Below are 25,229 nucleotides of genomic sequence, written 5' to 3' on the forward strand. Positions count from 1 at the left end.
GCTACGCTGACGTGGGGCGAAGGTGAGGGGGCTCCATGAAGGTGGTACTGCCCGGGGGGACCGGACAGGTGGGCGCGATTCTCGACCGCGCGCTGACGGCGGCGGGCCACGAGGTCACGGTGGTGACGCGGCGTCCGGTGAGGGCGCACGAGATCGGGTGGGACGGGGCCACGCTCGGCAGTTGGGCCGCGGCGCTCGACGGCTGCGACGTCGTGATCAATCTGGCCGGGCGCAGCGTTTCCTGCCGATACACCCCCGAGAACCTGCGGGCCATGATGGATTCCCGGGTGGACTCGGCGCGGGTGGTCGGCGAGGCGATCGCCGCCGCCGCGCGGCCGCCGCGTGTCTGGCTTCAGATGAGTACGGCGACGGTCTACGCCCACCGTTTCGACGCGGCGCACGACGAGGCGACCGGGGTGATCGGCGGCCGGGAGGCCGGGGTGCCGGACTACTGGGCGTACAGCGTCAGGATCGCGGAGAACTGGGAACGGGCACAGGCCGAGGCGCCGACTCCCGGGACCCGGAAGGTGGCGCTGCGTTCGGCCATGGTCATGAGCCCGGACCGGGGCGGTGTGTTCGACGTCCTGTCGTGGCTGGCGCGGCTCGGGCTGGGCGGCGCGGTGGCGGGAGGCGCGCAGTACGTCTCCTGGATCCATGACGAGGACTTCGTGCGCGCGGTGGAGTTCCTGGTCGGCCGGGAGGACATCGAGGGGCCGGTGAACCTCGCCTCGCCGGGGCCCCTGCCGCAGCGCGACTTCATGCGGGCGCTGCGCACGGCCTGGGGCGTGCCGGTGGGGCTGCCGGCGACGCGCCGGATGGCGGAGCTGGGGGCGTTCGCGCTGCGCTCGGACACCGAACTGCTGCTCAAGAGCCGTCGGGTGGTGCCGGGGCGGCTGCGTGAGGCCGGGTTCACCTTCGCGCATCCCGAGTGGGAGGGGGCATCCGCGTCCCTCGTACGGCGGGCCCGGCTGAGGCGAGCGGCATCGGGGCGGGCCCGTACGCCGGGCGGTCCCGCCGCGTAGCCGACCACGAGCGGCGAACCGGCGCCGGTACGGCGCCGGCCGACCACGCGGTCACGTACGGCGCTTCCGGCACCGGGGCCGGGAGGTGGCCGGACCTTCCGGACGCGGTCCTCGGATCGCCCGCCGCGTTCCCTCGCACGGTCACCTCGCACCGGTCGCCCTTCTCGCGCACATTCGCGGAGAATCCGATCACCGGCGGCCTCCCGAATCGGCGGACGAGGAATTCCGTGGAATGTCGTGAATTCCTTTACGAGAGACGACCGGGGCCTCTCGTGGCCGCGTTTTTCGTGCTTCTCTTCACGGGAGGGAAATTCCGGTGCGGACGGTGCGGGGAACAACTAGGCGGGGAAACAGGGCAGTCGGCTCGTCCGAAGCCCACCGCGTCGCCGGACCTGGTCATTTCATGCTCTCCGGCCCGTTTCCCATCGATAAGTCAAACACATGTCCGTCACCTCACATATCGTGATACACCATGGATCCATGGAGCTTCAGCAGATGCGCTATGTGGTCACCGTCGCCGAAACGAACAGCTTCACCCGGGCCGCCGAGCGCTGCCTCGTGGTTCAGTCCGCTCTCAGTCACCAAATCGCCCGCCTGGAGCGGGAGTTAGGTGCGAAACTCTTCGAGCGCACCAGTCGTAAGGTGCGGCTGACGCCGGCCGGTGCGGCGTTTCTCCCGGCGGCCCGTCAGTGCCTCGACGCCGCCGAGCGCGCGGTCACCGAAGTCGCCGCGGCGATCGGTGAGGTGCGCGGCCGGCTGGCCGTGGGGCTGATCCCCACCGTCGCCGCGGTCGATCTGCCGGGCGCGTTACGCGACTTCCACAAGCAATATCCCGCTGTCCGCATCAATTTGAGTGTGGGCGCGAGCGACGATCTCGTCGAGCAGGTCAAACAGGGAATCATCGAGGTGGCTTTTCTCGGGCTGCCGACGACGGCCCGGCCCCAGGGCGTCAACGCCCGTGAACTCGCCCGTGACCGACTGGTCGCCGTGGTCGCGCCGGACCATCCGCTCGCCGAGGAACAGGCCGTCGATCTCCGCAGGCTCTCCTCCGAGGTGTTCGTGGACCTGCCGGCCAAGACGGCCGGACGTGCCCAGTCCGACCAGGCTTTCACGTCCGCCGGCCTCAGCCGCGACGTCGCCTTCGAGGTGACCAACGCGGACTATCTGGCCCGGCTGGTCGGTCAGGGGCTCGGCGTGGCCATGCTCCCGTCCGCGTACGTGGCTCAGCTCACCGGTGTGACGACCATCGAGGTCACCGACGCGCCGGCCCGCGTCGAGTACGTCATCTGGGGCCGTGTCAGCAGCACACCACCGGCGACGGCCTTCCTCTCCATTCTCGACATCCCGGTCGAGAGCGACGAGGAAGGGTCCTGACGTGAGGTCCGTGAGCATGTGACGGACCGCGGCAGGGCCGGGGAGCGGCCGGGCGGCGCGGTCGAGCGCGCCGCCTTCGTCCGCGTCGCCTTCGTCCGCGTCGGCGCGCGGCCCGGCGGCGCACGGCCCGTACAGGTCAGCGGTGGGCCGCGAGGGGAGGCCGGGCGACCGGCGTGCCCCGTACGTTGCGGTGGATCTCCAGCGTCGCCGTCGAGCGGTTGAGCGTGATGTAGTGCAGTCCCGGCGCCCCCTCGGCCAGGAGGCGTTCCGCCATGGCGGTGGCGTACGCGACGCCGATGCGGTGCCCGTCGGCGGGGTGGTCGCGCGCGGCGTCGAGGCGGTGGGCCAGTTCCTCGGGGAAGGCGGCGCCGCTGAGTTCCGCGAAGCGGGTGATCTGGCGTACGTCGGTGGCGGGCATGATCTCCGGGATGATCGGGGTGTCGCAGCCCGCTGCGGTCACCCGGTCGCGCAGCCGCAGATAGTCCTCGACGTGGAAGAACATCTGGGTGACCGCGTAGTCGGCCCCGGCCCGGCACTTGGCGACGAAGTGCCGGATGTCGCTCTCCCACTCCGGTGAGCGGGGATGGCGTTCGGGGAAGGCCGCCACACCGACGCTGAAGTCCCCCGACTCCTTGACCAGGCGCACCAGTTCGTGGGCGTGGGTGAAGCCGTCGGGGTGCGGGACCCAGTGCGCGTTCGGGTCGCCGGGCGGGTCACCGCGCAGGACCAGGATGTCCCGGACACCGGCGTCGGCGTACTGGCCGATGATGTGGCGCAGTTCGGCCACCGAGTGGCCGACGGCGGTCAGATGGGCGACCGGCCGCAGTGTCGTGTCGGTCGCGATCCGCTTGGTCACCTCGACGGTACGGCTCCGGGAGGAGCCGCCGGCCCCGTAGGTGACGGACACGAAGGTCGGCGCCAGCGACTCGAACCGGCGGATCGTCCGCCACAGCGTTCGGGCCCCGGCGTCGGTCTTCGGCGGGAAGAACTCGAAGGAGAAGGACGGCTCCTGACCTCTCAGTGCCTCACGCAGTGTGGTCCCGGTCATGCCCGGTCCCCCAGCAACGGCCCGATCTCCCGGGCCGCTTCCTCGCCGTAGGTCCGGCCGACGCGGGCCAGCAGGTCCGAGGGGAGCAGTTTGTACTCCTGGGTGCCGACGGATTCGAGGACCACCGTGGCCAGGGCGCAGCCCAGTTGGGCGGCGCGTTCGTACGGCAGGTTCCCGGCCAGGCCCGCGAGGAAGCCGGCCCGGAAGGCGTCGCCCCCGCCGGTCGGGTCGGCGACCGTGTCCGTCGGTACGGCCGGGACGTCCGTGCGCGGGGTGCCGGCGGCGGTGATCGACACGCCGTCGGCGCCCCGCGTGACGAGCCAGGTGCCGACGCGTTCCCGGATGTCCTGCTCGCTCCAGCCGGTGCGCTCGCACAGGAGGGCGCTCTCGTACTCGTTGGTGAACAGCAGCCGGGCCCCGTCGACCAGTTCCCGGGTCTGTGCGCCGTCGAGGCGGGCCAGTTGCTGGGAGGGGTCGGCGGCGACCGGGATGCCGAGGCGGTGGGCGGCGGCCGTGTGGCGGAGCATCGCGCCGGGGTCGTCGGCGCCGACGAGGACGAGGTCGAGGCCGCCGGTCCGCCGGTGCGTCTCGGCGAGGTCGATCCGGCGGGCCTCGGCCATGGCGCCCGCGTAGAACGTGGCGATCTGGTTCTGGTCGGCGTCGGTGGTGCACACGAAGCGGGCCGTGTGCAGGGTCTCGCTGACCCGTACGGATCCGGTGTCGACCCCGGCCTCCCGCAGCCGGTCCCCGTAGGAGGCGAAGTCGGCTCCCGCGGCGCCCACGAGCACCGGTCGCAGGCCGAGCCGGGCCAGACCGAAGGTGATGTTCGCGGCCACGCCTCCCTCCCGGATCTCCAGCCGGTCGGCGAGGAAGGAGAGGGACACGTGCTCGACCATCCCGGTGATGAGTTGCTCGGCGAACCGGCCGGGAAAGACCATGAGGTGGTCGACCGCGATGGAGCCTGACACAGCGATACGCACTACGGTTCTCCTTGAACTGTGGGCGGGACGACGCACGGTGACGCGGGACGGCGCCGGTCACGGGGGTCGGTGCCGGTGGCGCGGGTCGGCGGACGTACGCGGGGGCGCCCGAGTCGTACGGACGTGCCCGGATGAGGAGCGACGCGCCCCCGGCGGTCCGGGGCCTCCCCTCCCCTCCGTACGGGGAGGGGAGGCCCCGGGGATGCCGGAATCAGGACAGGCGGTGCACGGTGAACGTGACCGGCACGTCGAAGACGGGCTGGACGGTGGCGAGGACCACCTTGCGGTCGAAGCCCTCGTCGGCCACCAGCTTCTCGAAGTACTCCACGTCACCCATGGTGCTGAAGAAGAGGAGCATGCGTCCCTTCTCCGTCAGGTGGGCGCGGGCCTCGCGGAAGAAACGGGTCAGTGCCTGGTAGCCGGCGTCGGTGCCCGCGACGTCCGCGTAGTCGGCGGCGGCGAACCACTGGAACGGCGGGTTGAAGATGATCAGGTCGAAGCGGCCCTCGACGGAGTTGAAGACATCGCTCTCGCGCGACTCGACGCGGTCGGCGACGCCGTTCAGCTCGGCGTTGACGCGGACGGCGGTCACGGCGTGCGGGTTGAGGTCCACCGCCAGGACATCGGCGCCCTTCTTGGCGGCGATCAGCGCCAGCGAACCGCTGCCGGTGCCCATGTCGAGGACCCGGTCGCCCGGGTCGACCTCGGCGAAGACCGCGCCGCCGAGCATCGGGGACACCGGGCAGGGGGTCATGACCTGAGAGGGGACCCGCAGGTCCAGGCCCAGGAACGGGTGGGTCTGCTCGCCCGTGTCGCCGCCTCCCTGCGAGGACATGGCCTGGCGCAGGTCCTTGATCTCCTTCACTCGTTCCGGGGAGACCAGCGGTCGGTAGGACTCGGCCTCGGACGTGGACTGGTGGTCGAGCTTCGTCATCGTGTCGTATCCATTCGTGTGTCGTACGCGGTGAACGCGTCCGGTCGGTGGGGTGGGTGGAGCGTGCGCCTGTGCGTCAGAGGGATCCGGCCCGGAGCCGGGCGTGCGCGGCGGCCAGCCGGCCGCCGACCTCGGCGGTGCTGATGAGGACGGCCATGTTGGCCTTGGACGAGCGGCCTTCGGTGGCCACGTCCACCGCGCGCATCAGGTACTTCGTGATCGCCTGGCCCCGGATGCCGTCCCGGTCGGCGGCGGCCATGGCCTCGGTGATCGCGGCGTCGACCTCGTCACTGTCGATCGCTTCCTCCGGCCGGACCGGCGTCGTGATCAGGAACGAGCTGTTGTTGCCCAGTTCCCAGTGGTTCCTGATCGACCGGGCGATCACGTCGTCGTCGTCCAGCCGCACCGGGCTGCGGAAACCGCTGGACACGCAGTAGAAGGCGGGGAAGTCGTCCGACCGGTAGGAGACCACCGGTACGCACTGGGTCTCCAGGTACTCCAGTGTCAGACCGAGGTCCAGGATCTTCTTGGCGCCGGCGCACACCACCGCGACCTTGGAGCGGGTGAACTGGATGAGGTCCGAGGACACGTCCATGGTCGTCTCCGCGCCCCGGTGCACCCCGCCGATGCCGGCCGAGGAGAAGAACGGGATACCCGCGCGCTCGGCCGCCACCAGGGAGGAGGCGACCGTCAGCGCGCCCATCCGGCCCTGTGCCAGGACGATCGGCATGTCCCGGCTGCTGACCTTGGGGATGCCCGGCGTCGAGGCGAACCGGTCGATGTCGGCGTCGGTCATGCCGACCACGATCCGGCCGTTGTCCACGGCGATCGTGGCCGGGACCGAGCCGCCCGTCCGGACGGCCGCCTCGACCTTGCGGGCGGTGGCGGCGTTGTCCGGGTAGGGCAGGCCGTGGGTGATGACGTTGGACTCCAGCGCCACCACCGGGCGGCCCTCGTTGAGGGCGTCGGCCACCTCGTCGGCGAGGACGAGGGGGATGTTCTCGTACGGAAGGGAAGTCACGCTGACAGCCGCCCTCTCACTGGGTGTCCGGTCCGTAGTTCGGTACCTTGCCGAGGATGTGCCTGCGGTTGACGATCTCCGGGATGTAGACCTTCTCGTTCCAGAGCTCCCTCTCGATCGGCTCGACCGCGATCGACACCGCCCCCTCGCCGCAGCCGAAGGCGGTGGTCACCGCCTTGGTGACGGCCGCCACCAGCTCGGCCTGCTGTTCGCTGCTGAGCGGCACCGGGAAGTGCTTGATGTTGACGTGCGGCATGACGGTGTCCTTCGGGAGGGTCAGGCGCCGGCCGACGGCCGTCGCGAGTTCGTCGATGTCCGGTGCCCTGAGCAGGGAGTAGTGATCGGCCCGGAGTTCCACGACGTCCGGCTCCGACGTCGTGTAGCCGCTGCTGCCGTCCAGGAACGAGTAGTCGTCGCCCCGCGCCTTGAAGATGGTGACGGGAGCCGTGATCCGGCGCTCCGTCAGCTCACGGAAGGTGTAGCTGAAGTCGAACGTGGTCCGTACGACCTCGGTGATCCGCAGGACCAGGTCGGCGTCGAGTTCCGGGAAGTTCTCGCCGATGAAGGCGGCGAAGCTCTCGTCGTCCTTGGCCACGGCGAGGCAGGCGTCCAGCAGCGGACCGCTGACCGTGCCCGTGAACACCGAGAAGAGGATGGTCACGTACGCCTGGTTGGTGTAGTCGGCCACCCGGTCCTCCGCGCCGGCGCCGCCGACCTTGGGCGAGCCGGGGGCGATCAGGAAGACCTGCTCGACCCGCTCTCCCAGCTGTTCCAGCTGGTACGCCGCCTCGAAGGCCACCCGCGCGCCGAACGAGTAGCCCCACAGCTGGTAGGGACCGTGCGGGCGAAGGCCCCTGATGGCCTTGACGTCCTCGGCCGCCATCTCCCGGATCGTCGGGTAGGGGATCTCACCCGCGTTGATCCCGTACGCCTGCACCCCGTAGAACGGCCGGCCGGTTCCCGTCTCCTCGGCGAGCAGCCGCAGGTTCATGGGGTAGCCGCCGAGTCCGGGCCAGCAGTAGACCGGTGTCGACGTCCCCTCGGTTCGCAGCGGAACCAGCCGGGAGGACGGTTCCGTCTCGGCCCCGCCGAGCCGCCGGGCGAGCTTCTCGACCGTGGGCGCCTCGAACAGGACCTGTAGGGGCAGCGCCGCCTCGAACTCCCGGTTGATCCTGTTGATCAGTCCGACGGCGATCAGCGAGTTGCCGCCGACGGCGAAGAAGTCGTCCTGCACCGAGACGGTCTCCCGTCTCATCGCCTTGGTCCACAGGTCGGCGATCCGGCGTTCCAGGTGGGTGCGGGGCGCGACGAAGGGCCGGTCGTCCCGGTCCACGTTCGTCGTGTCGGACGCGGCGAGCGCCTTGGTGTCGATCTTGCCGTTGGCGGTGGTCGGCAGCCGGTCGAGGATCACGACCTTGTTCGGGATCATGTAGTGCGGCAGAAAATTGACCAGGTCGTCCCGGATCAGCTCCGCCGGGCCCCGCATGTGCACGACGTCTTCCTTCATGCCCTCGTGCAGCCGCTGTTCGTCGCTCACCCGCCCGCCGACGAAGAAGTACGAGGGGCCGGTGTCCCGGCCGAGTCCCCGCAGGACGTCGTCGATCCGGGTGGCCGAGGGCAGGTCGTCGCCGGTCCTGGAGCTGTACCCGGACGACATGAAGCCCAGGTTCTCGTCGTTCATCGACAGGTGCTGGAGCGTGCGCCCGAGGTCGATGTACCGCCGCCAGTCCTCGCCGGTCCGGCTGATCACCGAGATCCCGATGCTCGCCCGCTCGTACACGGCCTGGTTGATGGCGATGACGTGCTTGCGCTGGACGAGTTCGGACGAGATCCGTACGAGTTCGCCGCCGGTGTAGGCGTACTGGCCCGCCGGCAGGCCGGCGACCTTGCCGGGGTGGGTCTGCACGTACACGTCGACCGTGCCGTCCGGCCGCGGCCCGGCGTAGGGCACCAGCTCGAACGCGCCGAGGTAGTAGTCCTCCCCCGCGACCTCCAGGCGGTCCTTGACCGACGGGGTGAAGTCCCGGCCCCTGACGTCGAGTCCGTACGAGGGCAGGATCTCCTCGAACAGGCCCACCATGTGGCCGGCCTCGATCTCCAGCACTTCCTGGATGTTGTTCTTGTAGACCGGCTCGATGGCCCGCTTCTTGCCGACGAAATGCAGTGCCACCCCCGGCTCGCCGGCGCCGGCCGTCTCCGTGATCAGCACCAGCTGGTGGGAGACCGGGTGGTAGTAGTAGAACCCGGGGCGCAGGCCGTCGAATCCCGTGATCTCCAGGTACAGCTGCGTCGCGTAGAGCGATCCGGGTGACGCGTAGCCGTACTTCGGCAGCAGTCGTTCCGGGCTCAGGTGCTGCCCGAAGTGCCGCAGGATCCCGCCCAGTCCGGCCCGGCCGAGGTCGGCCGGGGCGATCGGCTCGGCTCCGGAGATCCGCCGTCCGAGCAGGCGGAGGATGTCGGCCGAGGTGACCTCGCCCCCCTCGTAGAACCGGTAGGACTTACGCGCGAACGCCTGGCGCCGCTGCGCTTCCGTGGCGGTCCTTCCCGGCAGGTCGATCACCGCCCGGCCGCCGGTCTCCGCCGCGTCCCGGGTGCCCGCGTTGGACAGCTGCGCCTTGACCTGGAGCTTGCTCTCCTTGGACTGGTGGTGGGCGCCGTGGTTGCCCTGGTCCATCAGGGCGGCTTCCTTGGGGCTCAGCTCCACGCAGGCGATGAGGTTCTGGAATCCGGTGTGCGGGTCGTTCTTGACGATGACCGCGGCGTGCCGGACCCAGTCGTGGGTCTCGATCGCCAGCTTGATCTCGTCGAGCTCGACCCGGAAACCGCGCAGTTTCACCTGGTTGTCCGCGCGGCCGATGAACTGGACGGTGCCGTCGGCGTTCCAGTGGGCCAGATCGCCCGTCCTGAACAGTCTCCCTTCCCCGAACGGGTTGTCCACGAAGCGCTGCGCGGTCAGCTCCGGCCGGTGCAGGTAGCCGCGCGCCAACTGGATTCCGCCGATGTGCAGTTCGCCGATCTCGCCGACGCCCACCTCGGACCCGTCGGCCCGCAGGATGCGGTACTCGACGTCGTGCGCGGGGGTGCCGATGGAGATCGAGCTCGTCCCGTCGTGGAGCGCGGCCCGGCCCACGGCGAACGCGGACGAGTTGATCGTGCACTCCGTCGGCCCGTACAGGTTGATCAGGTCGCACCACGGCAGGGCGTCCAGGAAGAGCCCCGCGAGCGGCTTGGACAGCGCCTCACCGCCGGTGAAGACCTGGGTGAGCGACGCGCACGCGCTCAGTCCGCCGTCCAGCAGCGCCTGGAGCAGGGTGGGTACGCACTGGAGGGTGGTGACGCCGTGCGCGTCGATGGTGTCGATGAGGCGCTCGGGATCGCGGTAGATGCCCGGAGCGCCCATGACGGTCGTGGCCCCGCAGGCGGGTGCCAGGAGTTCCCACTGCGCCGCGTCGAAGCTCATGGGTGTCTTCTGCAGCACGGTCTTCTCACGGTCCAGCCCGTGGACCGCCGCGAGCCAGCGCAACTGGCTGACGACACTGCGGTGTTCGATCATGACGCCCTTGGGCCTGCCGGTGCTGCCCGAGGTGTAGATGACGTACGCGAGGTTGTCGGGGGCCGGGCCGGTGGTGGCCCGGTCGAAGCCCTTGGCGTCCTCCAGCACGACGATCCTGGTGCCCTCGGGCGCCAGCGCGGCCAGCCGGTCGGTGAGGGTCGACTGCGCGACGATGACCTTGGTGCCGGAGTCCTCGATCATGTAGCGCAGGCGTTCTTCGGGGTACTCCGGCGACAGCGGCACATAGGCGCCGCCGGCGAAGAGGATCCCCCACACGCCGATCATCAGGTCGGTCGAGGGCTCGACGAACAGGCCGACCCGGTCGTCGGCGGCCACGCCGAGCTGTTCCAGCAGACCGGACAGTTCGGAGCTGCGCCGGACGAGCTCACGGTAGGTGAGCCGGTCGCCGTCGGAGACGACCGCCGTGTCGTCCGGCCGTGCCAGGGCCTGTGCGTCGAGCAGGTCGGGAAGACACACGGGTGGTAACGGATTCAACCTCGCATGATGGAGCGGTTGCATTCATCCCCCAATGAATATGTGGCGATCATCTGTTTCGCGGGAAGGGCGACCGCGAGCCCGACCGGGCCGCGAGGGCTTCCTGGCACCCGTGGTCGCGGGTGCCGAGAAGCCGTCGCTATCGCGGTGCGGTCACCGCGCGGCGGCGAAGCCGTGGCGCAGCGCGGTGGCGATCTCGATCATCCGGCGGGTCTGGTACGCGAGGGCCGCCAGGTTGTCCTCGGTGACGTTCTCCGCGAGCCGCCCGGGGACGGCCTGCCGGCCGGAGACCGAACTCACCCCGTAGGGGTTGCCGTTGCTCGGTGCCATCTGGATGTCGTCGGTCACGCCGGGCGGCACGATGATGGCGCCCCAGTGGTAGAAGACGTTGTTCAGCGACAGGATCGTGCCTTCCTGGCCGCCGTGCTGGGAGCCCGTCGAGGTGAAGGACGACATCACCTTGTTCACCAGTCCCCGGCGCGCGTTCAGCGGCCAGGCCAGGTCGATGAAGTGCTTGAGCGGCGCGGCGATGAGCCCGAAGCGGCCCGGACTGCCCAGGAGGATCACGTCCGCCCACTCGAGGTCGTCGACCCCGGCGGTCGGAACGTCCTTCATCGCCTCGGCGTTCTCCGCCCACGCCTCGGTCCATTCGGTGAACTGGGGCGCGAGCGACTCGTTGACGTATTCGGGTACGCGGCGCAGGCGTGTCTCCGCGCCCGCCTTCTCGGCGGCTTCCGCGGCGGCCGTGGCGAGCTTGTGGACGTTGCCGGTGCCGGAGTAGTAGACGACGGCGACCTTCGTGGCGCCGTTGAAGTCCGTGGTGGACATGGGGTGCGGTGCTCCTCGGGTGGTCGTGGGATGTCCCTGACGCGCGGGACGTCGGCGGCGGGCCGCGTGTCGCGGCCCGGGGTCACTCCGTCGGGGCGGGGGCGCCGCTCACTGCGGCGCGTCCGTCCCGAAGTACCGGTCGCCGAAGTCGCCGATGCCGGGCTGCATGTAGGCGTTCTCGTCCAGCCGTTCCTCGATGGACGAGGTCACCATCCGCACCGCCGGGTAGCGTTCACGTACGGCTCTGATGCCCTCGGGCGCCGACAGCAGGTTGACGAAGACGATGTGCTCCTCGGGCACGCCCTTGTCGAGCAGGAGCTGGATCGCGGCCAGCGCGGTCCCGCCGGTGGCCAGCATCGGGTCGACCAGCAGGACATGGCGGTCGGCGATGTCCAGGGGCAGCGCGGAGTAGTACAGGTGCGGAAGCTTCGTCACCTTGTCGCGCTGGATGAGGATCTTGCCGAGCCGGATCCCCGGCATCATCACCCGCAGCTCGGCCTCGATGCTGTCCCCCGCGCGGACGACGGACACCCCGCACACCTGCGAGGTGAGACGCAGGCCGTGGTAGGTCCTGCCCACCGGGGTCTGCACCTCGTGCGGCTCGTACGGGAGTTGCTCCAGGCCGGCCTCCAGCACCTGGCGGAAGATCCTGCTCGCGTTCGAGACGAAGTCGGCCCGGTCGGCGTGCCGGTCACGGATGATCGTGTGCAGTGCGCGGAGCTGCTCGGTCTGCGGCAGCAGGTGTACGGCGTCCTGGAGCGGCCTGGTCTCGGTGGTCATCCGGGTCACCCCTGCTGGGCTTCGGCCGCTATCCGGCTGAAGGCCTTGCGCGACTCCTCGACGAACCTGCGCACCTTCAGGCGGTCCTTGCGGCGGGTCGAGTTCTCCAGGCCGGTGTGCGCGTCCACGGCGGCGGGGCGTACGTGCTCGATCGCCGCGGCGACGTTGTCCGGGGTCAGGCCGCCGGCCAGCATCAACGGCCGGGGCGAGATCCGCGCCAGCTCGGCGCTGATGGACCAGTCGTGCACCAGGCCCGTCGCGCCCTTGGCGCCGGTCGCCGGGTTGAAGCTGTCGGTGATGAACATGTCGACCCACTCGGCGGCGCCCTCGACGACCCCGGTGAGCTCGCCGATGTTGTCGGTCTTCACCACCAGACTCTTCAGCACGTAGAGGTCCGGGTCGATCTTCCGCAGCTTGCGCAGCTCGGACGGGCTCACGTCACCGTGCAGTTGGATGGCACCGACGCCCATCTCGGCGCAGAACCCCTTGATCTCGTCGGCGTCCGTCAGGTACGTGATGATGACGCCCTTGTGCTGCGGCTGGATCGCCTTGACGATCGCGGCGGCGGCCGCCTCGGAGAGGTCCTCGTTCTTGGCCGGGAGGCGCAGCGCGAATCCGAGCCAGTCGGCGCCCTCCTCGATGATCATGTCGGCCTCGGCCTGGTCGATGATTCCCGCGACCTGGATCAATCCCTGCATGATTGTTGTCCCTTTTCTTGGAGCCGTTCACGACGGATGTGTGTCGGAGATTTGATTTCGGACCGCACACGGTCGGTGCGGGTCTCACCGGTCAGTTCTGGCGGCTGTCCGCCACGCTCTTGAGCTCATTGACGACGATCTCGGCGACGGGGGCGGCCGACGCGGGGTTCTGGCCCGTGACGACGCGATTGTCGTTCTCCGTGTGGGCGACGTAATTCGGCGCCTTGCTGTGGAGTGCGCCGCGTTCCTTCAGCCGGTCCTCGAGAAGGAAGGGCATGACGTCGACAAGTCCGAGGGAGTCCTCCTCCTCATTGGTGAAGGAGGCGACCCGCTTTCCCTCGATGAGGAGGGAGCCGTCGGACAGCCGGAGGTTGACGAGACCGGCCGGACCGTGGCAGACGGCGGAAACCACACCGCCCTGCTCGTAGATCTCGACGGCGAGCCGGGCGAGTTCCGGCGATTCGGGGAAGTCCCACATGGCGCCGTGCCCGCCGACGTAGAAGATCGCGGAATATCCGGCCGAGCGGACCTCGGCGGCCGGCCGGGTCGCCAGGAGCTTCGCCCGCACGGTCTCGTCGGCGAGGAAGCCCGTGATGTCGGGGTCGTTCTCCTCACCGTCGAACACCACGGCCGGGGGTTCGCCGCCCCGTACGGACACGAAGTCCACCTCGTAGCCGGCGGAGGTGAAGACGTTGTACGGATGGGCCGCTTCCGAAACGCTGTAGCCCGTCCTGTTGCCGGTATTCCCCAGGACGTCGTGGCTGCTGACCGCGAGCAGGATCTTGGACATTTCCACTCCTGAATATCTCGATTGAGCCGAGTGTGGACTTCCGCCGGGATGGCTTTCTTCAGGTGCCGACCCCGGTCACGGACGGTGCGGGTGGGTGCGGCGACCCGGGACCGTGTGTTTCCCGGGCCGCGCCGCACCCACCGTGCGACCTGTCCGCCGGACCGCGGTCAGGGCCGGTGAATGAATTCGTTGACGAGCTTCACGAATTCGAGAGGCTGCTCGAAGAGCACCATGTGGCCGCTGTCGAACTCGTGGTACGAGGAGTTCGGAATTCCGGCGTGGAGTTCCCGGGAGTGCTCGGTCGGGACCGCGGCGTCCGGGTTGGCGGCGACGACGAGGGTCTCGGCCCGGACCTTGCCGACGAGGTCGCGGATGTCGACCCGCACCAGGAGCTCCAGCTGCCGGATGCGTCCGTTCGACGGGCTGAGCTCCGCGCCGAGCTTGAGGACGTCGTCCACGCCGTCCAGGCTGTTGATGTACTTCGGGCTGAACGCGGTGGTGGTCAGCACCCGCCCGAACGCGACGGGGTCGTGCTTCTGACTGAGCGTCAGACCGATCAGGTTCTTCATGTAGGTGTCCGCGTGCACCAGGCCGCCCACGGGTATCAGGCGTCGTACCTGCTCGGGGTGGAGGGCCGCCGCGGCGGCCACGACCGCCCCGCCGAGCGAGAAGCCCACCAGGTCGACCGGCTCGGTCGTGGCGTCCGCGATGACCGCGGAGACCTCCTCGGCCAGCCCCTCGATGGTCAGGTCACCGCCGTCGTCCTCGGCCGCCTCGCTGCCGGAGAGGTCGGGCACGATGACCGTGTTGCGCTTCGCGAACTCCTCGACCAGGTGGCCGAAGGCGCTGTGACCACCCTTGCCGACACCGTGCACCAGTACCAGGCTGGGGCCCGAGCCGGTGACCTCGTACTTGATGCGCGCGTTTCCCACGGAAATCGTAGGCATGAACGATCATTCTCCTTCTGGATGTCGGGCGGATCGCTGATCCGCCGTTTTCTCGCAGCGGTGGGCATGTGCGGGGCAGGCTTGAGCGCACCCGGATCCGACATGGGTCGTCGGCCGGATCGCCGCCTGTTTTCGCATTCAGGGAATCGAGAGTCGTCGGTGGCATGCGCCGACAACGCGCCGCATTTATTCGTGCCCGGCGCCGGCGGCCGATATTTCAGCTTTCCCGGCGCACGTCGGAGCCACCCGTTCGATCGGGGGCGTCATGTTGTGCCGGCATGCCGGAGCAGCCGTGACAACAGAATGAAAGGGCTCGGAGAGCGGAGGGTCAGGTCCGCTTCTCTACGATGTCGCCCATGAGTGAGGCCGGAATCGGCATACAAAGCGTGCAGCTCACGAAAATCCCCCGTGTCAGTTCAGCAATCATTTCGCTGTCCGGCAGCTCGCACCATTGTCGGCGATGCCGGCCAGGAACACCCGGTCGAAATTGTCCGACCGGGCGGACGCGCCCGTTCGACAGTAGATCTCAGCGATGATGCCGCTCCATGAGTACGGCATTCGTGCCGGTGGCCGACCGGAGGTCATTCGGCGGCCACGTCATCTCGGTATCCAGCTCGATTTTCTCGGCGGCAGAAGGCACGCGACTGATTTTAGCGAGCAGATGCCCGATCCGCGAGGCAATTACCTCGGTCAGCTTCTCTGATCTGCCCGTCACTTCGGCCCCCGACCCGATGACATCGGACTCTATCTCTCCCGTCCCACCACCACAACCCGCGAATATTGAATTCCGTTTCGATTATGATGATCCCGGAAGTCGGGCAGGCACAAAGAAATCATCTTCTGAGCTGGGACGATGAACCCTGCCCAGGGGTTATGCGGGTACAAACGGAAGGCACTTTCTGCGGGCAAGTCAACGATTCCCGTCCCGAACTTCATGTCTTCGCCGACCGGGAGAGGGCGGTTGGACATATCGGGGTGACAACGCGGGTGTGGCGGATCTCACGACCGATTTCCCGCGGGAACGCGCCTTGCCTCGGCGGCCGGCGAGCGGAGGGATGTCTTCTCCCCGGAACCGGTCGGCGACAGGGACGCACTCGTGCTCCGAAAAGTGGTGCGCGCACGCTTTTCCACGCGCGCGTGGCCCGCTCACGAAATGCGGGTGCCTGTTCGGTGTGAAAACACGGGGCGGCGACAGGCGGAGCACCCGGACCTTCTCCACCACGCGGGCCGCCGACGCGTGAAAGCGCCGGCACCGAGACCGTGGCCGAGGGACCGGCACGTCGTCGACGACGTGCCCGTTCCGGTACCACCGCCCGGCACGGAAGGCCGCCGGGCCGGTCGCACCGTACGGATCAGCGGCCCGCGACCCGCAGGGCCACGGGTCCCGCGACGGTGGGCAGAAGGTCCTGATGCCGTACGGCCCCGGCCCTCGCGAACACCCGCGCGCCCGCCCGGCGAAGAGGCTCCGGCCGTCGAGGTGTTCCCGGTGCGCGCCCGCGGTCGGGCGGGCCCCCGGAGTTCACGGCGGAGGCGGCCGACCTGGAGGTGCGGTGGTCGGTCTTCGTGCGGCAACCGGCCCCGGGCGTCCTCCCCGGCGGTGGTGAACACCGCCGTCGCCCCCGTCAGGAAACCGCTGTGCTGGTCTTGTCACGCTCACACCCTCACCTGGCGACGGTCCACCGGTCCAACACCTGTTCGTCACCTCATCCATCGTGATCCGAGATGGATGGCGGAAGCTCCGGGATTTCGGCCGCCCCGTGCGGGCCGGACGGTCGTATCGGTCGCCGGGTGTGGTGTCGCGCGTCGGGCGGGCCAGGGGTGTTCTGTTTCATGGAGCGGGTCCGGGAAACGCGCGAAGGGCTCCCTCCCCGGGCCGCTCCTGGAGGACAGGAGCGGTCGGGAGGAAGCCCTCGCACGTCGGGTGCGCCGTTTCCGGTGCGTCGCGTCACCGCACGGGCGGCGTCGCGGAGTTCAGTCCTGTACGTCCTGCGGGTACCAACGCAACTCGATGGTGTTGCCGTCCGGGTCCTCGACGTAGATCGACTGCGCGTCACCTCGCGCGCCGAAGCGGCCGACGGGGCCCCGCAGCACGGTGAACTCACCCGTGGCGATGATGTCCTGCCAGTCCAGCGGCTCGACGCTCAGACAGAAGTGGTCGACGTTCGACTCGGTGCGCGGGAGGTTGAACAGGTCGATGATCATGGACGGGCTGACCCGTGCCGACGGGAACGGCGCCTTGCCGGCCCGCCACTCCTCCACCCGGACCGGTTCCAGGCCGAGCAGTCCGCAGTAGAACTCCAGGGAGCGCTCGACATCGCGCACGTTGAGCACCAAGTGGTCGAATTCTTTGACTCGCACTCGCATGGAACAACCTCCCGGTGATAGGGCCTGTTGAATTCCGGGCGCCGAGCCTACCGGAGGCCGTCCGGGAGACCGCGCCGCGTCGCATTCACAGTGGGCGTGTGTTCCGCCGTCGCCGGCGGAGCACACGCCCACACACCGGAGGCGGCGCGGATCGTCGCGGCGGGGGATTCGCACGACGTCCGTTCCCCGGGTTCCGCCCTCGGGGTGAGGGCGGAGCCGGGACCGTACCTCGGTGGTCAGGAGGGGTCAGACCGCCGCGGGCGTCCGCCTGCCGGTGAAGGCGCGGAGGATGACGGCGAGGGCGACCATGACGATGCCGAACCAGACGACGCTCGTGACACCCACGTTGTCCGCGAACAGGCCGCCGATGAGGGCGCCCGCGGCGATGCAGGTGTTGTAGGCCATGGTGTTGAGCGACATCGCGGCCTCGAAGGTGTCGGGGGCCGCCGACAGTGTCATGTTGATCTGGCTGAGCTGGACGACACCGAAGGCGAGGCCCCACAGGACCATGGCGGCGATCACGCCGACGTTGCTGGAGCCGACGGTCAGCAGCATGACGAGTGCGGCGATCATGATCAGGCCGCCCACGATGAAGCTGCCCCGCAGGCTCTTGTTGACGGTCTGTCCGCCGATGAAGTTGCCGATCGCGCCGCCGACGCCGAAGACGATGAGGATGACGGTGATGAAGCCGACGGTGGCGGACGTACTGTCCTCGAGGTAGGGCCGGACGAACGTGTAGGCGCCGAAGTGGCCGAGGACGAAGAACACGACCATGACCAGGACCACGCGCAACTGCACGTTCTTGACGGGCAGTTCGAAGACCTCGCGGACCGAGATCGCGTTGGCCGACGGCAGCGACGGGATCGTGAGGGCGACCGCGAGGAACACCAGGGCGCTGAGACCGGACCAGATCAGGAAGGTGGTCTGCCAGTCGGTGGCGCTCTCCAGCAGGGTGCCGAGCGGAATGCCGACGACGGTGGCGATGGAGATCCCGGACATCACGACGGCGGCGGCCCGGTTGGCGTGCTTCTCCGGGACGATGCGCATGGCCATGCTGACGCCGATGGCCCAGAAGACGCCGCTGGCGAAGCCCATGATCAGGCGGGTGCCGAGGATCAGCGGGTAGTTCGGAGCGATCGAGGTGATCAGGTTGCCGACCGCCAGGACGGCCAGCAGCGTGGTCAGCAGCCGCCGCCGGTTGACGCGCCGGGTCCACGCCACGATGAACGGCACGCCGAGACCGGCCGCGACACCCTGCGCAGTGACCATGAGGCCGGCCGAGCCCACGGACACTCCCAGGCTCTCGCTGAGCGGGGTGAGCAGACCGATCGGCATCAGTTCGGTGGTGAGGAAGACAAACAGACTGGCGGTGATGGCAGCGACGCCCAGCCATCCCCGGGTCGGGGAGATCTGCTTCGGTGGCGTCGTTAAGGGGGTGTTCGTCTCTTCCTGCGTGGTCATGTCATTTCTCCGGATGTGGTCGGGCGCGGTGGGCGAATGGGTCGTGGCTCGGGGATGGGCGGGGAAGTCGGGACGTGCGGAGGTGCGTGCGCCGTTAGCCGCTGCGTTCCTGTTCCAGGGAGGGCCGGTCGGGGACGTGGGCGGCGGTGGCGGGCGGCGGGGCCGGGGCGGGCTTCTCCGGCTTCGGTCGGGTCGGACGCAGCTGGCCGAGCACGATGGCCAGGAAGATGACGACCACACCGACGATCTGGAGGGCGGACAGCCCCTGGTCCTTGACGACGTAGCCCAGCAGGGTCGCGACGATCGGGCTGCCCAGCGCCAGGAAGGAGACCGCCACGGCGGGCAGGCGTTCGATGCCCCGGAACCAGACGATGTAGCTCAGGACCGCGCCCAGGGTGATGAGGTAGGCGAACCCGATGACGTTGGAGCCGGTGAGTCCGTCGGGCATGTCTTCGAGCGCCAGCCAGAACGGCAGCAGGACCAGGCCGCCCGCCGTGAGTTGCCATCCGGTGAACGTGAGCAGGCCGACGCCCTCCGGCCGGCCCCACCGCTTGGTCAGTGTGATGCCGGACGCCATGCACAGCGCACCGCCGACCGCGGCGAGGACTCCGACGGCGTCGAGCGCCGCCGTGCCCTTGAAGACGAGCAGGACGACTCCCCCGGCACCCATGACGCAGGCCAGGGCATGAACGGCTCTGATCCTCTCGCTGAGGAAGAGAGCGGCGAGGATGACCACGAACATCGGCTGCGCCGACATGATCATGGCGGCGATGCCGCCCGGCAGCCGGTAGGCGGCGACGAAGAGCAGGAAGTTGAAGGCGCCGATGTTCAGGACGCCCAGCACCAGGGCGCGCCACCACCAGACGCCCACGGGAAGTGTCCGGCCGAGGGCCAGCAGGACCAGGCCGCCGGGCAGGGCGCGCATGGTGGTCGCGAGGAGCGGACGGTCCGGGGGCAGCAGTTCGGTGGTCACCAGGTAGGTGCTGCCCCAGACGGCCGGAGCCAGGCCGGTCAGACCGGCCGTGAGTACCTTCTGTCTGTTGTTCATCTTGCCTCACATCCCGTGGGAACAACGGTGGTTCCCGTCGTCCGTCCGGCCGGCTCAGTCAAAGATCGGGTCGCGGTCACGGCCGCGCTTCAGCTCGAAGAAGCCGTCCGTGCCCGCCACGGCGAGCACGCCGTCCCAGAGCCTTCCGGCGGCCTCGGCACGCGGGGCGGGGGTGAGCACCGGGCCGAAGAACGCCAGCGGCTTCCCGTCCGGGCCGGGCACGTGGATCACGGGGGTGCCGACCTCGGAACCGACCGGGTCCATCCCCTCGTGGTGCTCGGTCCGCAGCGGCTCGTCCCAGGAGGTGTCCTCGGCCGCGTCGATCAGCGCGGCCGGCAGACCCGCCTCTTCGAGGGCGGCGCTGATCATGTCGTGGCCGAGCCCGGCCTGTTCGTGGTGGATCAGGCGGCCCATGGCGTTGTAGAGGGGGCGCAGCACCTCGTTGCCGTGCTGCCGCTGCGCCGCGACGCACACGCGTACGCAGGCCCAGCCGTCGATCATGCCCTGGCGGTACTTCTCCGGGACCTCGCGGCCCTCGTTGAGGACCGACAGGCTCATGATGTGGAATCGCGTTTCCAGCGGCCTGACCTGCTCGACCTCCAGCATCCAGCGTGAGGTGATCCACGCCCAGGGGCAGCGGGGGTCCACCCAGATGTCGGCGACGGTCGTCTCGGAACGTGCGGGCGTGGCGCTCATGGCGGTCGCTCGTCCTTTCGGTGTCATGGGCGCGAGGGCGCGCGCGGGTATGCCTCGGCGCGGTGTGCCCAGGTGCGGGAGGTAGGGGAGATACGAGGAGAGGCAGCGGCGGCGCGGCTTCCGGGCACGCCGGAGGGGCCTCGATCAGGGGCCCGTCCGGCGGGGTCGGCCCGAAGACGTTCCTGCCACGTGCGTTCGTCATCAGTATCGGACCGAGGCTATTGATGAGTCCAACACATGCTTGTCACACGATCGATCTCATATCGCGATGGATCCTCGGGGCCCGGTACCCGCGGTACGCGTGCACGGCGATCGGGGGAACGCGCGGGCCGTGGAGCGGCGGACGTACGAGCGGTGGAACGGCGGTCGTGCGCCGGCCGCGCGTGCGAGGAGGCCGTACCGACGGGGGAGTTGACGCGGCCGGTGCCGTGGTGGGCCCGTCGGTACGGTGTCCATGGTGTCCCCGACATCACCTCACCCGTGGGTCGCTCACTTCGCCTGCGCGAGGTGGACCGCGTCGGGGCCGGCGGGGAAACGGAGCCGGCCGGTCGTGTCGTGGACGGCCTGCCACACCGTCTCGGCGACGTCGCTCTCCTCGGTGAACAGGTCCTGGGCCGTGAACGCCTCCATGGCCTTCCTCGCCCACGCCGCGTAGGGCGCCGGGACCAGTTCGTCCGGCGAGGCGCCGTTGGTCGCGGCGGCGGCGAAGTTCGTCGTCAGACAGGCGCCCGGCTCGACGGTCCTCGCCCGTACGCCGAAGGGGGCGAGTTCGAGCGCGAGGGACGCGGTGAATCCCTCGACGGCCATCTTGCTCGCCTTGTAGACGGCCGAGAGCGGCATGTGGCCCAGCACCACACTGGAGGTCACGTTGACGATCACGCCGGAGCCCCGCTCGCGGAACTGGGGCAGTACCGCCCGCGTCGTCTCCATCACCCCGAACGTGTTGGTGTCGAAGACCTCCCGCACCCGGGCCGCGGAGGTGCCCTCGAACACGCCGATCGAGGGGATGCCCGCGTTGTTGACCAGGACGTCGATGGGGCCCGCCGCCTCGAACACGGCGCCGATGGTGTCGGGTTCGGTCACGTCGAGCCCGACGACGCGGAGGCGGTCCGACTCGGGCAGGACGCCGGCGCGCGGCGTACGCATCGTGGCGACGACGTTCCACCCGCGTGCGTGGAACCAGCGGGCGGTCTCCCGCCCGTAGCCGGAGGAGGTGCCGGTGATCAGAACGGTCTTCATGAGGAGTCCTCGCGAGGGGAAGGGAACCGTGAGCGGGTTCGGTTTTCCCGCTCCGGGATAGTGCGCTCTCCCATTGAACGGCTCTGACCTGCGCAAACAGTAGAACTATCCTCGCTTCCCCTTGCACGATCCTCCCTCGTCGTCCACTCTCCGCTCAGGGAAGGACAGCGGCGGAGGCACCCGCGCTGTCCCGGAGACGGGTGGCGTCGAGGCTGGGCGGTGCGCCGAACTGCCGGCGGTACTCGCGGCTGAACTGCGACGGGTTGTCGTAACCGACCCGAAGACCGACACCGGTGACATCACCCGGGCGGGTCGCGAGGAGCAGCCGGGCCTCCTGCAACCGGATCTGCTTCTGGAACTGGATGGGGCTCATCGCGGTCACCGCCTGGAAGTTGCGGTAGAACGCGGAGACACTCATGCCGGACAGCCGCGCGACGTCCTCGACCCGGAACGGCTGGGCGTAGTGCTCGCGGATCCAGCGCACGGCGCGCGAGACGTGGCTGAGACTGCTGTCGGCGAGGCCGAACTGCCGCACGGTCGCGCCCTGTTCACCGGTGATCAGGCGCCACAGGATCTCGCGCGTGATCAGCGGCGCCAGTACGGCGCGGTCCCGGGGCTCGTCGAGCAGCCGCAGGAGCCGTACCACCGCGTCGAGCAGCGCCGCCGGGGCGTCACTGACGACGATGCCCGACGGCGTTCCCCCGGCCGTGCGGGGTGTGTCTCCGGGTCCGGCCTCCAGGAGCAGTTCGGCGACGGCGGACGGTTCCAGTGTCAGTCCGAACCCGAGGGCCGGTCGCCCGGGATCGATCTGGGTGAACTGTCCGGTGACGGGGAGGTCGACCGACGCGACCAGGTACTGCCCCGCGCGGTACTCGTAGACGCGGTTGCCCAGGGCGAGCCGTTTGGCGCCCTGGGCGATGACCGCCAGCACCGTGCCGGACGTCGAGGGTGCCGGCGGGTCCGGGCGGTCGACCCTGGAGATGAGGACGCCGTCGATGGCGGTGGTCCAGTCGGGCCGGGCGTGCCGTGCCAGCAGCGTGCGGAGCTCTGTCAGATCCATGGGTCCATTGCAGCACCGTTGCGTGCCGTGTTCCCGAGGACGCGAGGATCGTGCAAGCACGCGAGAGGATCGCTCTAACGTCTCCGCAGGTCAGAGGGGTTGAATGAAATCACTTCACTCCACCACCTCGGAAGAAGAGGACAGTCATGACCCTCACGTACGGATTCAGCGCCACCCTGACCGCCACCACCGGAAGGGGCGACCGGCTGGTCGACCTCCTGCTGACCGGTCTGGACGAGGGGAGCCCGGGTGCGAGCGAGCACTGCGTCGTCTACCTCGTGTCCCGGTCCGCGTCCGCCCCCGACATCGTCCATGTCACCGAGGGCTGGACGAGCGAGGAGGAGCACCACCGGATCTTCGCCGGTGAGGCCGCGCAGAGCATGGTGGCGCGGATCGGCGAGTTGCTGGCCGGGGAGCCCGAGTACACCGACTACGTCCCGGTCCGTGGCAAGGCCGCTTTCTGAGGGCGGGCGAACCGGCGGAGTACGGCGCCGGTACGGCGGGCGCCTGCTCGCCGCCCTCCTTCGCTTCGTTCCCGGCCGCTGCCCGGGTCCTGCCTGACTCCCGGCCGGCTCCCGCCCGGCTCCTCACGCACGTTGCGTACCTGACGAACAGTCACCACCCGACGAAGAAAGGGCTCCACCATGACCTCGCCCCGCCCCGGTCTCGACCCCGAACTGCGTACGCTGCTCGCCGGCATGCCCTTGCGGACGGACCTCGACACCGAGGCGCTCGCCCAGATCCGTCCGTTCTCCTCGGCACCTGTCGAACCGCTGCTCGCCGGTCGTTCCGTCGACCGGCGCGAGGTCATGGTGGCCGCCGGGGACGGCGCCCGGATACCGCTCTCCGTCTTCGGCCCCGCCCGCGCCGAGAACTCCGCCGACCACGAGAGTTCCACGGACCGCGAGAGTCCCGCCGACCACGAGGGTTCCACCGACCGCGAGAGTCCCGCCGGGGCGCCGTGCGTCTACTGGATGCACGGCGGCGGGATGGTCATGGGCGACCGCTTCTCGCAGATCGACATCCCGCTGGAGTGGCTGGACGAGTTCGGCGCCGTCGTCGTGTCCGTCGACTACCGGCTCGCGCCGGAGGCCACCGGCACGACCCTGGTCGAGGACTGCTACCAGGGGCTGCTGTGGATCGCCGAGCACGCCGCCGAACTGGGTGTCGATCCCGGCCGGATCGTCGTCGCCGGTGCCAGCGCGGGCGGCGGTCTCGCCGCCGGGGTCGCGCTGCTGGCCCGCGACCGAGGCGGCCCGGCTCTCGCCGCCCAGGTGCTGATCTGCCCCATGCTCGACCACCGCGGCATCACCGTCTCCAGCGAGCAGTACGCACGCGAACCCGGGGTCTGGACCCGCGAGATGAACGCGTTCGGCTGGCGGTCGCTCCTCGGCGGCATCGAGGACGAGCAGGTCACCGGCTACCTCTCCCCCGCGGTCGCCGACCAGGTGTCGGGCCTGCCGACCACGTACATCGACGCCGGGTCGGCCGAGGTCTTCCGTGACGAGGCCGTCGCCTACGCCACCAGGATCTGGGCGGCCGGAGGCCAGGCCGAACTGCACGTCTGGGCGGGCGGGTTCCACGGATTCGACGCCCTGTTCCCGCAGGCGCCCCTCTCCGTCACGGCCCGCCGGACCCGTACCGACTGGCTCGCCAGAACCCTGAACGAGGAGCGCGCCGCATCGTCTCGATGAGACGCGTGAACCGAGCGGACCAGGCGGCGGAGGGACCGGGGTCTCCGCAGCCGGGCGGCCGGACCCGGGACCGGGCGGTGCGTCGCCCTCGTGCCGGGTCGCCGTGCCGGTCCGCGCCCTCCGGCGCTGGGCCCGGGGGATGCCGGTGGCGTACGGTTCTGTGCCGTGCAGAGAACGCGCCTCGACCTCGCTCGGACAAGGGCAGCTCGCCAGGTCATCGACCCGGTCTTCCTCGACACTCCGCTGTATCGGTGCGAGGCGCTGGAGCCGGAGCTCGGGTGCGCGGTGAGCGTCAAGCTCGAAACGGCCAACCCGGTCCGCAGCTTCAAGGGGCGCGGCACCGAGGTCGTCGCGCACCAGCTCGCCGCGGGCGGCTCCCGGGCCGTGGTGTGCGCCAGCGCGGGCAACCTCGGCCAGGCCCTCGCCTGGTCCGGTCGCGGCAGGGGGCTGGACGTGACCGTCGTGGCGTCCCGCTTCGCGACCACGGCCAAGCTCGATCGCATCCGCGCGCTGGGTGCCCGCCTGGAGCTCGTGGACGGTGATCACGAACTGGCCCGTGACAGGGCCTCGGAACTGTCGCGGCACCACGGCATCCGGCTGGTCGAGGACAGCCTGGACATCGAGACCTGCGAAGGCGCCGCGACCATCGGGCTCGAACTGGCGGACGCCGCAACGCCGTTCGACACCATTCTGATCGCTCTCGGGGGCGGGGCGCTGGCCACCGGCGTGGGACGTGTGCTGAAGGCCGTGGTGCCCCACGTCGAGGTGATCTGCGTACAACCGCTCGGCGCACCGGCGATGACCCGCTCCTGGCACCGACGGCGGGTCGTGACGACCGACTTCACCGACACCATCGCCGACGGTGTCGCCGGCCGGCGTCCCCTCCCCGAGGTCCTGGACGACCTTCTCCAGGTGGCGGACGACGCCGTCCTGGTCCGGGAGGAGTCCATCGTCGCCGGTATGCGGCTGCTCCTCGACCACGCGGGCCTCGTCGTCGAACCGTCGGCCGCGCTCGGCATCGCGGCGCTCCTCGAAGACCGCGACCGCTTCGCCGGCCGACACGTCGTCACCGTCGTATGTGGCAGCAACGTCGACATGGACGCCCATCGGCGCTGGACCGGCACGGCTCCCCACCGAGGAACCTGAGGGACCGGTACGACTCCCCACCGGTGGACCCGACATCCGAGTGCCGTCGCG

At 69.7% G+C, this 25,229-nt stretch carries 22 protein-coding genes; 6 read left to right on the plus strand and 16 right to left on the minus strand.

What is annotated here, in order from left to right; genetic code table 11:
* Window positions 1-35: 35 nt before the first annotated feature.
* The gene (locus tag OG875_RS00210) at window positions 36-1,022 is read left to right on the plus strand and encodes an epimerase (protein ID WP_330172138.1); all 987 of its coding nucleotides are present in this window, start codon (window positions 36-38) and stop codon (window positions 1,020-1,022) included.
* A 480-nt stretch (window positions 1,023-1,502) separates the two neighbouring features.
* On the plus strand, window positions 1,503-2,396 hold the full coding sequence (locus OG875_RS00215; protein ID WP_330172139.1) for a LysR substrate-binding domain-containing protein: 894 nt from the start codon (window positions 1,503-1,505) through the stop codon (window positions 2,394-2,396).
* A 136-nt stretch (window positions 2,397-2,532) separates the two neighbouring features.
* Here the strand turns inward: OG875_RS00215 and metF are convergent, their stop codons facing one another.
* The 10 genes from metF to OG875_RS00265 form a co-directional block, all read right to left on the minus strand.
* A complete protein-coding gene (gene metF, locus OG875_RS00220; protein ID WP_330172140.1) occupies window positions 2,533-3,444 on the minus strand; it encodes a methylenetetrahydrofolate reductase [NAD(P)H] in 912 nt (303 codons plus the stop codon).
* A complete protein-coding gene (locus OG875_RS00225) occupies window positions 3,441-4,424 on the minus strand; it encodes a carbohydrate kinase family protein (protein WP_330172141.1) in 984 nt (327 codons plus the stop codon). The genes metF and OG875_RS00225 overlap by 4 nt, the downstream gene beginning before the upstream one ends.
* 211 nt (window positions 4,425-4,635) lie before the next feature.
* Window positions 4,636-5,358, minus strand: coding sequence for a HemK2/MTQ2 family protein methyltransferase (locus tag OG875_RS00230; RefSeq protein WP_330172142.1), 723 nt, complete (start codon window positions 5,356-5,358; stop codon window positions 4,636-4,638).
* A 76-nt stretch (window positions 5,359-5,434) separates the two neighbouring features.
* Complete coding sequence (locus OG875_RS00235; protein ID WP_330172143.1) at window positions 5,435-6,379, minus strand: pseudouridine-5'-phosphate glycosidase; 945 nt, start codon at window positions 6,377-6,379, stop codon at window positions 5,435-5,437.
* 16 nt (window positions 6,380-6,395) lie between these two features.
* Entirely contained in the window at window positions 6,396-10,451 is a 4,056-nt protein-coding gene (locus tag OG875_RS00240; protein ID WP_443079029.1) for an amino acid adenylation domain-containing protein, read from the minus strand.
* Between the two features lie 129 nt (window positions 10,452-10,580).
* Complete coding sequence (locus tag OG875_RS00245; protein WP_330172145.1) at window positions 10,581-11,255, minus strand: NAD(P)H-dependent oxidoreductase; 675 nt, start codon at window positions 11,253-11,255, stop codon at window positions 10,581-10,583.
* Between the two features lie 108 nt (window positions 11,256-11,363).
* On the minus strand, window positions 11,364-12,035 hold the full coding sequence (gene upp, locus OG875_RS00250) for a uracil phosphoribosyltransferase (protein ID WP_330172146.1): 672 nt from the start codon (window positions 12,033-12,035) through the stop codon (window positions 11,364-11,366).
* Window positions 12,036-12,040: 5 nt separating this feature from the next.
* A complete protein-coding gene (locus OG875_RS00255) occupies window positions 12,041-12,733 on the minus strand; it encodes a phosphoribosylanthranilate isomerase (RefSeq protein ID WP_330172147.1) in 693 nt (230 codons plus the stop codon).
* Window positions 12,734-12,824: 91 nt separating this feature from the next.
* Complete coding sequence (locus OG875_RS00260) at window positions 12,825-13,523, minus strand: type 1 glutamine amidotransferase domain-containing protein (RefSeq protein WP_330172148.1); 699 nt, start codon at window positions 13,521-13,523, stop codon at window positions 12,825-12,827.
* Window positions 13,524-13,690: 167 nt separating this feature from the next.
* Entirely contained in the window at window positions 13,691-14,470 is a 780-nt protein-coding gene (locus OG875_RS00265) for an alpha/beta fold hydrolase (RefSeq protein ID WP_330172149.1), read from the minus strand.
* A gap of 545 nt (window positions 14,471-15,015) precedes the next feature.
* On the opposite strand from OG875_RS00265, the gene OG875_RS00270 reads away from it, so the two are divergent.
* Complete coding sequence (locus tag OG875_RS00270; RefSeq protein ID WP_330172150.1) at window positions 15,016-15,327, plus strand: hypothetical protein; 312 nt, start codon at window positions 15,016-15,018, stop codon at window positions 15,325-15,327.
* 1,114 nt (window positions 15,328-16,441) lie between these two features.
* Here OG875_RS00270 and OG875_RS00275 read toward each other — a convergent pair.
* The 6 genes from OG875_RS00275 to OG875_RS00300 form a co-directional block, all read right to left on the minus strand.
* Window positions 16,442-16,834: a VOC family protein gene (locus tag OG875_RS00275; RefSeq protein ID WP_330172151.1), complete on the minus strand. Its 393-nt coding sequence runs from the start codon at window positions 16,832-16,834 to the stop codon at window positions 16,442-16,444.
* A 246-nt stretch (window positions 16,835-17,080) separates the two neighbouring features.
* Entirely contained in the window at window positions 17,081-18,295 is a 1,215-nt protein-coding gene (locus tag OG875_RS00280) for an MFS transporter (RefSeq protein WP_330172152.1), read from the minus strand.
* Between the two features lie 94 nt (window positions 18,296-18,389).
* A complete protein-coding gene (locus OG875_RS00285; RefSeq protein WP_330172153.1) occupies window positions 18,390-19,343 on the minus strand; it encodes an EamA family transporter in 954 nt (317 codons plus the stop codon).
* Window positions 19,344-19,397: 54 nt separating this feature from the next.
* On the minus strand, window positions 19,398-20,039 hold the full coding sequence (locus OG875_RS00290; RefSeq protein ID WP_330172154.1) for a mycothiol-dependent nitroreductase Rv2466c family protein: 642 nt from the start codon (window positions 20,037-20,039) through the stop codon (window positions 19,398-19,400).
* A gap of 489 nt (window positions 20,040-20,528) precedes the next feature.
* Window positions 20,529-21,278, minus strand: coding sequence for an SDR family oxidoreductase (locus OG875_RS00295; protein ID WP_330172155.1), 750 nt, complete (start codon window positions 21,276-21,278; stop codon window positions 20,529-20,531).
* A gap of 154 nt (window positions 21,279-21,432) precedes the next feature.
* A complete protein-coding gene (locus OG875_RS00300; protein ID WP_330172156.1) occupies window positions 21,433-22,338 on the minus strand; it encodes an AraC family transcriptional regulator in 906 nt (301 codons plus the stop codon).
* A 146-nt stretch (window positions 22,339-22,484) separates the two neighbouring features.
* Between OG875_RS00300 and OG875_RS00305 the strand changes: the two genes are divergently transcribed.
* The 3 genes from OG875_RS00305 to OG875_RS00315 all read left to right on the plus strand — a co-directional run bounded on the left by OG875_RS00305 (window position 22,485) and on the right by OG875_RS00315 (window position 25,178).
* Entirely contained in the window at window positions 22,485-22,802 is a 318-nt protein-coding gene (locus OG875_RS00305; RefSeq protein WP_330172157.1) for a putative quinol monooxygenase, read from the plus strand.
* A 180-nt stretch (window positions 22,803-22,982) separates the two neighbouring features.
* Window positions 22,983-24,032 carry an alpha/beta hydrolase gene (locus tag OG875_RS00310; protein WP_330172158.1) on the plus strand — a complete coding sequence of 350 codons (1,050 nt, stop codon included), beginning with the start codon at window positions 22,983-22,985 and terminating at the stop codon, window positions 24,030-24,032.
* Between the two features lie 165 nt (window positions 24,033-24,197).
* Window positions 24,198-25,178, plus strand: coding sequence for a threonine ammonia-lyase (locus tag OG875_RS00315; protein ID WP_330172159.1), 981 nt, complete (start codon window positions 24,198-24,200; stop codon window positions 25,176-25,178).
* Window positions 25,179-25,229 lie beyond the last annotated feature (51 nt).

Source organism: Streptomyces sp. NBC_01498 (genome assembly GCF_036327775.1).
In the GTDB taxonomy this organism is placed as follows: domain Bacteria; phylum Actinomycetota; class Actinomycetes; order Streptomycetales; family Streptomycetaceae; genus Streptomyces.